Below are 15,667 nucleotides of genomic sequence, written 5' to 3'. Positions count from 1 at the left end.
GAATAACTTCAACATTTCTTTAATATTATTATAACACTTTGTTGCTTTTTGTAAACACAAAATTGCTTCTTTGATTCCAATCGGGAGTTAAAACAAAAAAGAAATATTCACTTTACTAAGAAACACAAATTTCTTTACAAACCTCTGAATAAGAGCATACAAGCAATATCTGAGTATAAAACTTGAAATTACTTTAATTTTCAGTTATAAAGCGTGATGTTGTCGTATCAAGTTCCACTGACAATTTCCTAAGTTCCTCTATCATATTCTTAAGTTCCTCTATTGAAGCAAGCTGCTGCTCAGTTGCAGCCGACACTTCCTCAGCTGATGCAGCTGTTTCTTCGGAAATTGCTGAAATACTTTCTACACTATTGAAAATTCTATCCTTTTTGTAGTCTATATCTTCCAATACATTTAATGATTTTCTTAAATTTTCATATAGCTCAGAAATTGCATTTTTCATCGCATCAAAAGAAAGCTGGACATTATCCAACGCATTTTCTTGTAATCCTATCAAATTCTCGACATCAGCTGCAACTTTATCAGAAAATTTGGCTTTCGATAGAATATTCTTAATAATATCTTCAACATCTTTTGTCGACTCACGTGACTGCTGCGCAAGCTTTCTTATTTCAGTTGCTACAACCGAAAACCCTCTTCCAACCTCGCCCGCTTTGGCAGCTTCAATTGATGCATTCAAAGCCAAAAGCTTTGTCTGTTCAGAAATACTTGAAAGCAGATTCATTATTTTACCTATCTTTTCAGTCCATCCGATGAGTTCTCTTACATGGAAAATCATGTTTTTGGTTGTCTCTTGAGATTTTCTCGCAACTTGGTGTAACATCTCAATAGCTGAAAATCCTTTATTAGTTTGAATTAATACATTTTCTGAAAATTGATTCATACTTTTAAAATCATTTACCATAACACTAATTTCTTTAGTGAACTCTGCCATCTGCTGAGAAATCGCAGTAGCCTCATTTGCCTGCTGAGAAGCACCTTCAGCAATTTCTGAAACTGCTTTGGTCACTTCATGCGAAGCAGCTGTGGTTTCAGTGGCAACACTGGCAATTAGTGATATTGATTTGTTAACTTTTTCTGAAAGCTGTTTTATCTTTGTAATTAGCTCTTTTAACTGCTGTACCATACTATTAAAACCATCCGATAACATACCTATTTCGTCATTTGAAGAAATGTTAGTTGTCATAGTTAAATTGCCATTAGCTGCTTTGCTCATTGATTCTAACAATATCTTTACATTTTTTGTTATTTTCAATGTTACTATAAGTCCAGAAACAATTCCTAAAATACCAAATATTAGACTTATCATAATTATGAAAATTTGTAATTTTACAGTTTTAGAATTTATGTCGCTGATAGGTATTAATGAAACATACAAAAAGCTGCTGTCTGGACTCTTCGAATAGCTTACAAGCCATCTGCCTGACATGTTAAGCTCGAAATTATCAATCTCTTTCTTTTCAGCCTTTTTCAAAAGCTCAGCACTGAGAGCCTTCAAATTCTTTACCAATTTTTCGTTTATATTAGTTGGCAAAATAATAAACCCATCAGGTGTAATAACAAATGATGTGCTGTTTTTAGTCACTTTTACATTTGAAAGCATTTCATCAAAAACATCCCTTCCAATATCTACTACTATTAACCCAACTCTATTACCACTTGATGAATCATACAACACTCTTACCACTGATGTAGCATAATCTCTTACTTCGGAACCAACCTCTTTCAAAACATCATTGAAATACTGATTGTGATTAGAACACCATACAAAACCTTGATCACTTTCAATAGCTGCTTTCGCCCAACTACTACTCATTAATTTTTTGAAGTCAATGTTCTCAAAACTTATTGTTGGATAACCCAACGAAGTTTCTTTATCAACTAAAATATATATGCTCGACAAAAATTTATTAGCAGAAACAATACTTAACAGAGCTTTTTGAGCATTTTTCTTCCAGTCTAATTTCTCATAATCGTCAGTGCTTGTCCTTTGCACATTTAAATATTTTTGTATAGTTTCATTCGTAGCCAATTGAAAAGACAAATCTTTTGCACGCTCTAAGATCTGATCAAAGTATTTTCCCGACTGGAACACAGATGTTGAAATACTGCTTTGAAGATTTTGTCTCAAAATAGATGTAGATATTGCCACAGCAAACACATCTATGGCAAACACCAAAACCAGAATCACAGTAAATATGAGCAGCGAGATTTTTCCAGGCAGTGTAGATAACAATTTTCTAATTTTTTGAACATTTAAAACCATCTAACCCCTCCTATATCGCAAAATATAAAACTGGGCTATCTAAAAGGTGATAAAAGCTCCCATTTATATAATGTTGCAAATCGTCATAAATCCCTTTTAGACAGCCCTGCTGCACCATTTTTATTCTTTCACAGCACCAGCAGTGAGACCCGACACAATCCTTTGCTGGAACACAAATACCATAAGCACAAGCGGAATCATTACTACAATTGCAGCTGCTGAAATTTCATCCCAGGGAATCGTGAACCTTCCCTGGAACATGACAATTCCAACAGATACTGTTCTCCATATATCGTCTGTGTTGATAACCAGGGCAAATAAAAACTCATTCCATGCAGAGATAAAAATCAAAATTGCTGCGGTAAATATTCCCGGTGCGATGAGAGGTGTTATGATTTTATAAAAAATTTGGAATGTGTTGCACCCGTCAATCTTTGCTGCTTCATCAATTTCATGAGAGACACCCTGGTAAAATGTTGTCAGATACCAGATTGCAAGTGGCAGTGAAAATGTTGTGTATGGAATCAAAAGCCCAAAAAAGCTGTTTCTCAGTCCAAGGTTTTTTACCATAACGTAAATAGGAGAGACTATTGTTATCTGTGGGAACATGGACACAGCTAAAGACAGACTCAAAACAAGGTTTTTTATCTTTGGTGAGATATTTGTCTTTGCAATTGCATATGCTGCAAAGCTGGCAATCACAATTGATATAATTGTTGTCTCAAGACCAATTACAAAGCTGTTTAAAATGTATCTGGCAAATGGTCTTTCAGTAAACACCATCTTGTAGTTGCCAATATGAGGCTTTAGCGTTATCAGTGATGAAATATTGAATATTTCACTTTTCGGTCTTATTGATGTAAGAAGTAGCCAGTAAAAAGGAAACAAAATTACAATCAGAGCCAGCACAATTATTATGTTCATAACAATCCTTGCAATCTTTTCGCCTGTCAGTTTCTTCTTGTTTTTCATTTTATCCTATCACCTCTTTTGATGTGAGAATACCTCAGCACCAAGGATTTTTATATAGATAAAACTGATGATTGTCACCATTATAAAAATCAAAACTGCTAAAGTCGAACCTCTTCCAAAATCAAGCTGGTTAAATAGAGTTTTGTAAGTGTAGATAGAGACTGTCTCTGTTGAGTTTGCTGGTCCACCACCAGTCAAAACATAAATCAGGTCAAATACTCTAAACGCATCCAAGGTTCTAAAAAGCAGGGCAACAAGTATGGTTGGTTTTAACATTGGCAATGTAATCCTGAAAAATTGATACACCGCATTTGCTCCATCCACTTTTGCAGCTTCATACAGCGATTCCGGAATTGTTTGAAGTCCCGCAACAAGCAAAATTGCAATATAGGGTGTTGTTTTCCAGATGTCGGCTGTCATTGCAGCTATCATTGCGTTTGTAGTGCTTGATAAAAGGTCTGCCGGGCTTTTGATAAGTCCAATGTCTGCAAAAAACTTTGCCAAGATGCCAACCTGACCATCATACATAAACTTCCACATCAAAGCTGATATAACTGTTGGAATAGCCCAGGGCAGAAGAACAATGCTTTTGAAAACATTTTTCAGGTTTGCTACTTTGTGCATAACAACTGCAAGCATCAGACCAAATACAAGTTCAAAAAACACTGTTACAACTGTGAACAAAAGTGTATTTTTCACAGCTGACAAAAGCCTTGAATCTTTTAGATAGTAGCTATAGTTCTGAAGACCAACAAAGTTTGGTTTAACTATCACCTGGTCGAACGCTAAAAGTGCCTGTTTTAAATCATTCATCTCCTGTGTGTTTGGCAAAGAGTTTGTAAGGTTTATGATTTTATTCACATATGCATTATATTGATTTATCTCCTTAGCAGATACTGGCAGATATTTTAGTTTACTATCTACCGGCTGAAAGTTATTTAAAAGGTCATTTACCTTGTTGAGCCTGTCTATTCTGGTCTTTGTGTTAAAAATGCTTTTCTCCATCACAGGCAAGAGAGATTTTATTCTGGCAATTGTCTTTTTTTGACTATCATTCAAAGCCTCAAGATTGATACCATCAATTATTGAAGAAGCTGTAAAAAGAGTGTTGGCATAGTTTTCAACATCTATCTTGTATGAAAGAGAAACCTCACTCTTTGTTGGGTTATTGAGCTGAATGTCAAATAAGCTGAAGATAAAAACTTGAACCAGTGGAATCACAGCAACAAATATGAATATCAAAACTGCAGGTAGCAAGAACAAATACCCAAATAGTTTTTCCTTTCTGTCCATCTTTTCCCTCCCCTTTAAACTTGATTGGCAGGCTTAAAATCCTTTTAAGCCTGCCAACTTACAATATTGAGATTGCCTTTTACCTTTGAGTCTTTACAAGTTCTTTTAACTTCTTGTCCATATCAAGGACAGCTGTCTTTACATCTTTCTTGCCATTTACAATGTTTGAAAGCTCAATCTGCATAACATCCGAAATCTTTGGATAAATTGGTGATACAGGTCTTGGAACAGCAGCTAAAATAGCTTCAATAAACTTCTTATCACCTATCAATGGATTTGCTTTTATAACATCCTTGTCATTGAAAAGTGGTTTGTAAACAGGAACATTTCCATTGTAAATAGCCATAAGTTTTTGTCCTTCTTTCTGAACAAGGAACTTCAAAAGTCTCCAAGAAGCCTCAGGATTTTTTGTGTATTTGTTAATACCAACCATCCAGCCACCAAGAGCTGCAGCTGAACCTTTTGAACCTTTTGGAAGCGGAAGAATTCCAACTTTGCCTTTTACTTTTGACTGCGGACTGTTTACCATAGCCCACATATACGGCCAGTTTCTTGCAAACACTGCAAGACCGTTTATGAAAGCTGTATGTGTTTCAACCTCTGTGAATGTGTTGATGTTTGGTGGAACAATCCCAGATGTTATAACCTTTCTCATCATGTTAAGTCCATCTATTGTTCCTTGGTTGTTGACTACAATGTTTCCACTCTCATCGACAACCCTGCCGCCATAAGATGCAATATACTCTATCGCATCGCAAACAAGACCTTCATACTGCTTTGCCTGCATTAAAAATCCATATTTTGTTCCATTTTTACCTTTATATTTTTTAGCAACTTTAATCAGCTCATCCCATGTCTTTGGAAGTTCATTTGGTGGAACAATGTCTTTTCTGTAATACAAAAGTCCGGCATCAATAAATCTCGGAAATGCCCACATCTGACCTTTGAATCTTGCAGCATCAATTGTTCCTTTAATGTAGTCATTGAGATTAATCTTGTCTCTCTTTATAAATCTGTCGAGAGGAAGTGTGTAGCCTGCTTGAGCAAACTCAGCTGGCCAGATAACGTCCATGTCAAACACGTCGATGTCAGACCCGCCAGCGCTCAGTACTGTCACAAGCTGGTCATGATTTTGACCTGTGTCAGATGGGTTTTCTTTGTAGATTACTTTGATGTCAGGGTTTTTCTTCATGAACTCTTGGATAATCTTTTCTGTTGCGTGGGTTTCGTCCTTGCCTCGAACATAGGTAATTGTGACCTGCTTTTTGGAAGCGGCATTAGAATCAGTAGGCCCAAAGGCTAAAAATAAGCCTACACTCAAAGCAATCAAAATTACCACAGCAATAAATCTTTTCATTTAAAAATACCTCCTTTTAGTAAGTTTTATGGTATAATATAGAATGGGGAGTTGTATATTATCCCATATTATGGGATAATACCATTTTTGTGCCTGGTCTGGTCTTAAAGATTTTTTGTTAGACCAGGCAGTTATTTTTGTTGTCTATCGTAATCGTTTACGCTAAATAAAATATATTATATCTTGTTCAATTTGTCAATAGGTTTTTAAAAAACACTACTTATTTTGTTATATTTGCATTTTTGGTCGAATCCCTTGGAATTATTGAAGTGTCAAGGATGTATTTGCCTTTTGAAACTTCTTCTCCAGTTAAAATATTTATCAAAAGTTGTGCAGATAACTTTCCCATTTCATATCGTGGCTGATGAACTGTGGTAATTTTAGGCGTCACCATTGAAGATAGTTCAATGTCGTCAAATCCCATAACTCCAAGTTCATCAGGAATTGAAAAACCAAGCTCTTTTGCTGCATCACATGCCCCAATTGCCATCTCATCGTTTGAACAAAAGATAGCATCTGGACAAGGTTTTGCACTTAAAAGTTCTTTTGCAAGCTTGTAGCCACTTTCGTACTTGAAGTCACCATATTTTATGTATTTTTCATCGCTTCCTAACCCTAAGTTCTCAAGTGCCATCTTATATCCTTTTAATCTGTCTTGAGACAGAATCGCTCCAATTTTTCCAGTTATCTTGGCAATTCTTCGATATCCACATTTATACAAAAACATTGTAGCATCATATGCCGCCTTGAAATTGTCAATACACACAGTCACAAGTTCGTCAGAAAAATAGTCAGAAATCACAACCATAGGAAACTGTCTTGATATTTCAACAACCTTTTGAGGCTCGCTCAAACTTCCAACAATCAAAATGCCATCTGCTATCTGTCCTTTCATCATCTTGTAGTATTCCTCTTCAATTTCTTGAGAGTCTGAAAAATCACCAAGGATGATATTGTAACCTTTTTCGCGCGCCTCTGTCTCAATACCTTTTATTAGCTTGTTGAAAAAGTAGTTTTCTATATCAGGTATCATCACCAGAATATTTTTGGTCTCTTTGCTTCTGAGCCTTCTCGCGCTCTGGTTTGGAATATATCCAAGTTGGTCTATAATTCTTAAGATTTCTTTTCTTTTTTCCTCGCTTACTCCTTCTTTACCGCTCAGTGCCCTTGAAATTGTAGCAACAGAATAGCCAGTTATCTTTGCTATATCTTTTATTGTGTACTTCATCTTTCCCATCCTTTTCTCTTTGATTTGGATTTATACGTAATCGATTTCGGCTATAAATAAAAATATAGCAGTTAGCTTGGACGAAATCAATACATATTTTGTATAAAATGTGCGAAATTTTGTTGAACAAGGATAACAAAAAAGTTGGCAGGCTTCCCTTTGATGAAGGTTTGTTGTTTAAAACTATAATATATAATGATTTTAAGTTGCAAAAATAGAATTATTTTGGAATAATTTTAAATCAGGATAATTTTAAGTGTTACAATTAATAGTATGTTTAGTTTGCGAGAAGATAGGAAAGTCCTTATAAAAATTTTTAACAAGCTAAGCAAAAAAGAAGTATAATATAGAATGTAGAAGTATTTCAATATTGAAATTTTCAGGTTGGAGGTAAGTTTTTTTAAAATGAACAAGTATTTTTTTATAGGTATTGGTGGAATATCAATGAGTGCAATCGCTTTAATACTCAAAAACCAAGGTTTTTGTGTTGAAGGTTCTGACATTCAAGAAAGCGCTACTACAAAAATGCTAAGAGAAAATGGAATAAATGTATATATTGGTCATGATGAAAGTCACATCCACGGCGATGAAACTGTGATATATACTGCGGCAATTTCAAAAGACAATCCCGAACTTTTAGCAGCAAAGAAGATGAATCTGAAAATCTATGAACGGGCAGAATTTTTAGGGCTTTTGATGAAAAATTTTAAAAATGTCATTGCAATATCAGGTACGCATGGAAAAACAACCACAACTTCTATGATTGGTTACATTCTAAAAAAAGCAAGTTATAATCCTACAATTTTAGTAGGTGCATTTGTAAAACAACTCGGTGGAAATTTTGTGATTGGTTCTAAAGAGTATCTTGTTGTTGAAGCATGTGAATATGTAGATAGTTTTTTAAAGTTCAACCCTACAATTGGAGTTATTTTAAACATTGACAATGACCATTTGGATTATTTCAAAGACATAGATTCAATAAAAAACTCCTTTAAAAAGTTCGCACAGAAAATTCCAACTTCAGGGTTTTTAGTAGCAAACTGTGACGATAAAAATGTTAAAGATGTTATAAGTAAGCTTCACACACAGGTAGTTTGTATATCCACAAAAGAAAAAGCTGACATTTTTGCCGGCAATATCAGCTGTAATGATGGATACTGTGAATTTGACGTTAAAAATAATAACGACGAGATTTTAGCTCATATAAAGCTCAACATTCCTGGTTTCCATAACGTTTATAATGCGCTCGCTGCATTTGCAGTTGCATCAAAGTTGGGAGTAGAAAGTCTCACAATTGAACATGCTCTCTCTGAATTTTGTGGTGCTTCGCGCAGGCTTGAAAAGGTAGGAGAGTTTGATGGAATATACCTCTATGACGACTATGCCCACCACCCTACTGAAATTAAGGCAACACTTGCTACCCTGAAAAAGCTCTCTGAAGGAAAGGTTTTTGCCATATTCCAACCCCACACCTTTTCAAGGCTTAAAAGCCTTTTGAACGAGTTTGCTGAGAGCCTGAAGTTGGCTGACAAGGTTATTGTCACAGATGTATATGCCGCACGTGAAAAAAATACTTTCGGAATTACATCTGAAAAGCTTTATTTGAAATTAAAAGAAATTGGAGTTGATTGTGAGTATATAAGCAGCTTTGAAGATATTGCCTGTTATGTGGTAAAAGAAGCAAAAAAAGGTGACATCATTGCAACCATTGGCGCAGGTGATATAAACAAATGTTTGGACATTATTCTCAAAAAAGCTGTTGTAAAATCATAAAAAAATACTGCCTCATTTTGGAGCTCAATTCCCAAATGAGGCAGTTTAATTTCTATTTTACTATCAAAAGTTTTTGACCAGGCACAATTTCTTCTTTATCTATCTGATTGAAATCAACCATTTTTTCTACTGTTGTTCTGTATTTTTTTGCAATTTTCCACAGAGTATCACCTTTCTGGACAGTATAAATGTAGACGCTTGCAAGTCTCTCCTCTTCTTTTTTTATCTCTTCTACAAGCTCTAAATCAGACAAAATCTCTTTTGAGAGCGCTCTTTTTATCCACGCCTCAATTGCAAGATGAATCCGCAGTTCAACTTCAGATGTAGAAATAATGGAAAATGATATGTTTTCTATCTCAATATTTGCAAATGCCCTGTCGGTCTCTTCTACCCCTTCTATATCTAATTTCACATCAAAAGGAATTTGGGATGTTGTATTTTTTATGATGTCCTGCTGGTCTTTTGAAAGATAAATCAAAAAGACAACAGCTACACCTTTTATATTAATTTTATTCTTTTCTGGCTTTATAACGTCCACCTCTATCCTGCCAGAGACTGAAAAAACCTGCTCAGGTTCAATGGGTAGTGCAATTGTATCTTTTAAAAGATGCATATGCCGGACTTTCCCAACAAATTGTTCTATGTTGAGAAGTTTTTTAGAATCTTTTATCTCATACGCTGTCGAATATGCATCCACAATGGGTTCAATGGTTTTTACATCATGAAATGTTATCTCAGCTTCAATAGTTATATCATACTCTATCCTGCGAAGCTCACCTATTTCATCAGTCTTGGGCAAAACTTTGAAGCTTTTGATATAAAATTTAACAACTGGCTCTACATCATCAGGGCTGTCTGGAACTTCAGCTGTGTGCTGGATTAATACCTCATGTTCAACCATCTCAATAGGATTTTGACCAATATCTGGTGAGTAGAGGGTTTTTAAGTCCACTTTTAAGTCAAAGGTCATCTTTTTCCTGTCAAACTTGATGTTCCTGTCTGAAAGCCTTGCAAAACATCGCAATATTTCTCTGATTGAAGGTTTACCTTGAGGTATCTCTAAAATTTCTCTTTTTGAAATCTCCTCTGTCGTGCTGCGAGGATTTGAAATTGAGATTTTTTCTTTTAAATACTTTATTGAATCTTCTTCAATGTCGGCAAGATACTCAACAGTAGCTGGGGCTTTTACTAAAACGGTAATCTCTGCAATTGCCTTGGCAGAAAGTTTGCGCGGACTCAAAAGAGAGCAAAAGGTATAAATGAGATCATCTTTGACCTCGTACGCCATTGTAGGTCTTACTCCCAACATATCAAATGTCTTTGAAAACTCTGCTGAACTTGAAACAGAAGCAACTTTCCTCTGCGGGTCAGATGAGAGATAAATTACTCTGAATTCTATTTCACCTTGAACAATCACTTTGTCGTTTAAAACTTCAACATTTGTAATCAGAATTTCGCTATCAGTCTGAAGCACTTTCACAGCGTCTGGTTTTATCTCTGGAAGCAAAATCTCGCCTTCAACAATCACCTTCTGCGAATCTGTACCGTAGACGTTCATGTATTCAACCTTTTCAAACCTCTTTTCCAATGCTAAACTTGCCTCCATTTGTTGTTTTCAATCTTCTTACTATAAAATATATGCAGGGATGTCCTGGGAATATGTAAAACAAAAAAGAGCTTATTCTAAAAACTTTTTAGAATAAGCCCTTTTAAGTAGTTGACAAATCAATATTTTTGATTATAATAAAAACGTACAAGGAAAATTGATGAAACTATAGAGTTTACATAACGCCTACCTTTGTATTTGTCCTACAAAGTATAATTTCTACTGTATTTGTAATAAGATCTGAATAGGTGTATGTCACGCACCTGTACTGTTTACATTCTCTGTCAACTGGAAACTTGACAACAAAGATGTTCGAATAAGTGTTCTCTAAAATACCTTCAACCTCAATCATCTTTTTTCGTCCTTTATTTGCGCGAATTAAAACCTTTTCGCCTTTTAGGGCCTCAATGTCTTTTTTCAGCTGTTGAAGGTGAAGTTTATCAACCACCTTAACATCACTGCCCCTCTAAAAATATTTAGTTTTTAGACTGCATGAAAATTTCTCCATTTTACTACATTTAAAAACACTATTATTATATCACTATTCTTTTTTTTTGTAAATAGAGGGGGTAAATATTATAAAGGGTTTTTAAAGAGTTGTCAAGAACTTAATTTTAGAGTTTTTGTCGAAAATATCGATTTAAACAATAGAAATTTATTTGTTTTTCAACTTCTCTCATGAAAAGAGATATTCTTGTTTTTTTCTGACCATATTGATGCGAGTTGAGAGTTTGTATTTTTAGTTATGGAAAAATTCTTTATACATTTTTGAATATAGTTAAATTTAAAGTATATTGACATCTACATACGTTTTTGATAAATTTAAAACATATAAAGAGACACTAACAGCAAAATTATTGGCTGCAGAATATTCCATAAGTGTCTCGATTTATCTATTTTTCTAAAAGACCCTTACAGCGAAAATTTTGGGCATGGAGCAAAAAGGGTCTTGTCAAATACCACACCTCTATTAAAGATGCAGACAGCAAATACAGTTCGGGGATATGCCTGCAGGCATTTCTGTGGGCTGATGGTTCGAAGCCATCATGCATCTTGAAGATAGAGGTGTGGTATAAAATATTTTATAACTCTTTCAAGATGAATTGGTTACACTTTTTATGGAGGAAGTATAAAATGAGTGAAGAATTTCTTAACGCAATGGAAAAATCAACAAATACTTCACGTACAGAAAATGAAGCTTTGACATATCAATCTACACTTAACGCAAATCTTGATTGGTTCGCAATGAGTGGGGGTCTGAGGTTTCAATCTGAGGATAGAATTATTTCTCTATTTATGAAAGCCTTCTATGAAGATAAGTTACTTGCTATGAAAAATCTTTTTCATACCAGAGATATCAGACAAGGTCTTGGAGAACGCAGAGTTTTCAGGGTTGTTCTTAAATACCTTGCTCAAACCCAGTCAGATGTTGTTAAAAAAAACCTCTCGTTTATACCCTTTTTTGGCCGCTGGGATGACTTATATGTATTAATTGACACTCCTGTTGAGAATGATATGTGGCTATTTGTTAAACAACAGTTATTTGAAGATTTAAAATCAGATCATCCTTCACTCTTAGCAAAATGGCTCAAAAGCGAAAACACTTCTTCACAGGAATCTATAAAATTAGCAAAAAAAACACGCAAGGCTCTTGGAATGACACCAAAAGAATATAGAAAAACATTAGCTGTACTGAGAGAAAGAATTGATGTATTAGAAAGAAGATTATCAATGAAGGATTATACATTTGATTATGAAAAAATCCCTTCACAAGCTATGTTAAAATACAAAAAGGCATTTTTGCGAAATGATAGGGATAGATATACAGAATACATTGAGAAAGTTATCCAAGGAAAGAAAAAAATCAAAACAGATACACTCTCAGTTGTCCAACTTGTAAGGAAAATATTATTAGATAATGGAGAAATGTCTCTTGATGAAAAGAAACATCTCGATGTGCTTTGGAACAACATTTCAAAAATTGATACTTCCGAAAATGCTCTTGTTGTAGCAGATACATCAGGTTCTATGTTTTATGCCTGTGGCCAGTATGCTCTTGGCATTGCTGCTTCAGTTGGTTTAGCGTTATATTATGCAGAAAATAATAAAGGAGTTTTTCATAATAGATTCATAACTTTTTCTGCTAGACCAAAACTTCAAAAAATTAAAGGACAAAATATTTACGAAAAAGTAAAATTTCTGGAGCATGCTGGTTGGGATTGTAACACAGATATTGAGGCAGTCTTTACTCTAATATTAAATACAGCAATAAAGAATAATTTGTCGCAAGAAGATTTACCAAAAAAATTATACATTGTATCAGATATGGAATTTGACGAAGCAACAAGAGTCTCACCTGACTCACCTCTTTTTGATGCAATAAGAGAAGAGTTCAAAAAACACGGATATGAATTACCAACGTTGGTATTTTGGAATGTTTCTTCACGGCAAAACAATGTTCCTGCAACTAAAGAAACACCTAATGTATTCTTTGTATCTGGAATGTCTCAAAAAATATTTGAAAACCTCATTAAAAATCGACTTCCAGATCCCGTAGCACTTATGATTGAAGTATTAAATAATGAAAGATATTCCATTATTCAGATATAAAAATCGATCCTTATAAACTTCTATTTTTGGCTTTTCACTTTCCCATTGTCAAAACTAAAAATATGTCTTATAATAGATAAAGTGAAAAGGGAATAGTAGCGGAGAGATGGCCGAGTGGTCGAAGGCGCACGACTGGAAATCGTGTGTACCCCCAAAAGGGGTACCGTGGGTTCAAATCCCACTCTCTCCGCCATTTTTATTTTTCTGGCTTTGTGGCTCATACCTTTGAAGGGTATTCAATTTCCAGCTGATTTTTTCTAACATTTTTCTAACATCAAATGCTGGGTGATTTGTTAAATAAAAGGAGAGGAGCGCTTTTTTAAGCGCTCCTCTTTTGCGTTTGTTTCAGGTGCAGTAAATAGTCATCAATGCCTTTGAATTCCTTATCCCAGGTGATTTGTTTGAATTTAAATCCATTTTCAATTAAAAGTTTTTTAACCTTCTCTACATTTAACCTTACTTCGACCTTTTCTTCATAATCCATGTCAAACGCCAGGATAACGAGTTTCGGCTGAAATTGTTTCAATGTTTCTACCAATTGCCTGTGGCATGAACTAACACCAGGAAGTCCGATAAATGTTTGCCTTGACAGGTAGGATGCCACATCAACCTTTAGAGCGCCTTCTGTTACATATACAATCTTATCTTCCATACTTCCTGTCACATGCAAATTAGCTTCAGCGGGTGTTCCGACATCTTTACTGCTGGACGACGAAAACCAGCGGTATTTAGAAAATGCTGGTTCATCCATTCTGACCTGTAGTCCAACTATTTGTCCGTTTAAATTCCTGACAGGTATTGCATATCCCCTGTATGGTATAAAGTCCCATTCCCAAGTACTCTTGTGCTTGAAAAAGCCCGGGATACCCTCTAAGCTGAGTCCTTTTTCCTGCAGTGTTCTGCAAATCTCCAGTCTTTTTTCTTTTGGTGTTACGAAAAGGGTCTTGTAACCTTTCACCTTGACAGCTACTTCGGACAAACCACGTCTGAGCAGGTCTGCTTTGTGTTCTTCACTGAGTTCTAACAATTTCAAAAATTCTCTGTAGACTTTGTCTCTTGTTTCTGGCGGTGCAATGTATTTTTGTTGTGATTGTGTGTACTGTAACTTGTACTGTATGTGGTGCAGTCTTCGTAAGCCGGAACTTATTTCTTGTGCGAGCTCTTTATATGCCTCTTTGGTATCCTGTCCTGTCAGTAAAGCATACAGTTGCAGTGCATTTCCCTGTCTACCACATTTGTGACATATGAATGTGTCCTTGACGACGTTGATGTAAAGATGTCCTTCACGTCTATGCGGCTCATCACAGTACGGACACAAACAGTTCAGTTCATTACCACGTTGTTTCAAGACAGTTATTCTTACCCTGTCAAGCACATCTTGCATTGTAACATCAACTAACTCTCTCATAGGTTCCTTCCTCCCCCATGTTTAAATTTTTCAAACTCTTTTTTGCTGCTAACTTTGATTGGCAAACTGCCAGAACGGGGGAGGAGGGACCCTTCTGGCTGAACCGGCAAACTTGCTCTGAAAAATATAAAAGCCCCGACGAGTATAACGGTTACTCTATCGGGGCTAACTTTCTTCTTGGCAAACTTCTAATTCTATTTTTACATTTCTGTAGATGCTTTTTATCCAGATTGTTTGCTTTCTGATTTTATTATACCACACACGCAGGGTTTAAAACAAGTTCCCTTTTATTTTTACATTTCGGTAGATGTATTCTGTCTTCAGTTTCCCTTTTGTTTTAATTTTAGCAAAAAACATACTCTTTGAAAAGACCTTTTCTACACTTTTTCACCGCTTTGTGCATTTAAAAATGTTTTCAGTTTACAATTAACACTCTGCAGTATTTCTTTTGTTTCCGGTTTTTCGAGAATGAAAATGATATTTTCAGGTGGTGCAGTGTTAATAATATCTCTGATTATAGTTTCTTCACCAGCAAGGACATAGCAAACGAAAGCGTTTTTACCCTTTATCGTTCTTACAATTGCTACATAGGGGTACTGTGCAGGTCTGTAGTCTGTTACCTTATCCTGCAGGTGTTTTACAAAAAAGTCGAGAAATTTTAAGGTTCTTTGTGTTTCAAGATAGGACAGTTGTGAAAAAATGGGTTTCAACACCCCACCCTGTTCTTCAATCAGCAAACCTTTTATAAGTCTTTTAATTTTTGCTAACGGCATAGGGTGGACAAGCTCACGAATGTGTTCCACCCTGCAGCAACCCCAAGTGTAAATAAATTCTTCTATCATCTTCTCAGCGTTATAAAAAGCCATATGCACACTCCTTTCTTTTGTTTTCACGGCAAAAAAACAAAGGACTCAAATGAGTCCTTTCAATGCTTTTTCCAGTTCTTCTTCCAGTTCTCTTCTTTTTCGTTTTTCTTCTTCGGTCATATTTGCTTCTATCAATTCCAGAATGTAGTGAGTTTTCAGATTGAACTTTTCTATTTCCCTGTCACGTTCCTTTTCCAGCAGTTTTATTTTCGCCTGCTCAAAATTAATTATTTTCCCCATTTAAAATACCCCCATATCAAGATTTTT

The 15,667-nt window shown here is 35.3% G+C and carries 12 protein-coding genes and 1 tRNA gene; 3 read left to right on the top strand and 10 right to left on the bottom strand.

Translation table 11 applies throughout. The annotated features are described in order from the left end of the window. Positions 1-193: 193 nt before the first annotated feature. The 5 genes from OTK01_RS02170 to OTK01_RS02150 all read right to left on the bottom strand — a co-directional run bounded on the left by OTK01_RS02170 (position 194) and on the right by OTK01_RS02150 (position 7,137). Positions 194-2,287 (bottom strand): methyl-accepting chemotaxis protein, encoded by a 2,094-nt coding sequence (locus OTK01_RS02170; protein WP_029228288.1) that lies wholly within the window; start codon positions 2,285-2,287, stop codon positions 194-196. A gap of 120 nt (positions 2,288-2,407) precedes the next feature. After that, positions 2,408-3,259, bottom strand: coding sequence for a carbohydrate ABC transporter permease (locus tag OTK01_RS02165; RefSeq protein WP_029228287.1), 852 nt, complete (start codon positions 3,257-3,259; stop codon positions 2,408-2,410). Between the two features lie 9 nt (positions 3,260-3,268). Continuing rightward, positions 3,269-4,552, bottom strand: coding sequence for a carbohydrate ABC transporter permease (locus OTK01_RS02160; protein ID WP_029228286.1), 1,284 nt, complete (start codon positions 4,550-4,552; stop codon positions 3,269-3,271). Positions 4,553-4,631: 79 nt separating this feature from the next. Next, positions 4,632-5,909: an ABC transporter substrate-binding protein gene (locus OTK01_RS02155; protein WP_029228285.1), complete on the bottom strand. Its 1,278-nt coding sequence runs from the start codon at positions 5,907-5,909 to the stop codon at positions 4,632-4,634. 220 nt (positions 5,910-6,129) lie between these two features. Beyond that, positions 6,130-7,137: a LacI family DNA-binding transcriptional regulator gene (locus OTK01_RS02150; RefSeq protein WP_029228284.1), complete on the bottom strand. Its 1,008-nt coding sequence runs from the start codon at positions 7,135-7,137 to the stop codon at positions 6,130-6,132. Positions 7,138-7,542: 405 nt separating this feature from the next. Here OTK01_RS02150 and murC point away from each other — a divergent pair, with 405 nt between their 5' ends. Next, the gene (murC, locus tag OTK01_RS02145) at positions 7,543-8,910 is read left to right on the top strand and encodes a UDP-N-acetylmuramate--L-alanine ligase (RefSeq protein ID WP_029228283.1); all 1,368 of its coding nucleotides are present in this window, start codon (positions 7,543-7,545) and stop codon (positions 8,908-8,910) included. A gap of 52 nt (positions 8,911-8,962) precedes the next feature. Here murC and OTK01_RS02140 read toward each other — a convergent pair whose 3' ends face one another. Both OTK01_RS02140 and OTK01_RS02135 read right to left on the bottom strand, forming a co-directional pair. Continuing rightward, positions 8,963-10,516 carry a DUF3794 and LysM peptidoglycan-binding domain-containing protein gene (locus OTK01_RS02140; protein ID WP_269011756.1) on the bottom strand — a complete coding sequence of 518 codons (1,554 nt, stop codon included), beginning with the start codon at positions 10,514-10,516 and terminating at the stop codon, positions 8,963-8,965. Between the two features lie 175 nt (positions 10,517-10,691). Beyond that, positions 10,692-10,964: a Veg family protein gene (locus OTK01_RS02135; RefSeq protein ID WP_013402397.1), complete on the bottom strand. Its 273-nt coding sequence runs from the start codon at positions 10,962-10,964 to the stop codon at positions 10,692-10,694. 686 nt (positions 10,965-11,650) lie between these two features. On the opposite strand from OTK01_RS02135, the gene OTK01_RS02130 reads away from it, so the two are divergent. Both OTK01_RS02130 and OTK01_RS02125 read left to right on the top strand, forming a co-directional pair. Further along, a complete protein-coding gene (locus OTK01_RS02130) occupies positions 11,651-13,126 on the top strand; it encodes a DUF2828 family protein (RefSeq protein ID WP_029228281.1) in 1,476 nt (491 codons plus the stop codon). A 100-nt stretch (positions 13,127-13,226) separates the two neighbouring features. Further along, positions 13,227-13,319 (top strand) — tRNA-Ser (locus OTK01_RS02125). Positions 13,320-13,445: 126 nt separating this feature from the next. Here the strand turns inward: OTK01_RS02125 and OTK01_RS02120 are convergent. The 3 genes from OTK01_RS02120 to OTK01_RS02110 all read right to left on the bottom strand — a co-directional run bounded on the left by OTK01_RS02120 (position 13,446) and on the right by OTK01_RS02110 (position 15,640). Next, on the bottom strand, positions 13,446-14,534 hold the full coding sequence (locus tag OTK01_RS02120) for a DUF3854 domain-containing protein (RefSeq protein WP_269011755.1): 1,089 nt from the start codon (positions 14,532-14,534) through the stop codon (positions 13,446-13,448). A 377-nt stretch (positions 14,535-14,911) separates the two neighbouring features. Then, positions 14,912-15,376: a DUF5697 family protein gene (locus OTK01_RS02115; protein WP_269011754.1), complete on the bottom strand. Its 465-nt coding sequence runs from the start codon at positions 15,374-15,376 to the stop codon at positions 14,912-14,914. Positions 15,377-15,445: 69 nt separating this feature from the next. Next, entirely contained in the window at positions 15,446-15,640 is a 195-nt protein-coding gene (locus OTK01_RS02110) for a hypothetical protein (protein ID WP_013433252.1), read from the bottom strand. Positions 15,641-15,667 lie beyond the last annotated feature (27 nt).

Source organism: Caldicellulosiruptor acetigenus (assembly GCF_026914305.1).
In the GTDB taxonomy this organism is placed as follows: Bacteria; Bacillota; Thermoanaerobacteria; order Caldicellulosiruptorales; family Caldicellulosiruptoraceae; genus Caldicellulosiruptor; species Caldicellulosiruptor acetigenus.
This window is presented reverse-complemented; position numbering and strand designations above follow the sequence as displayed.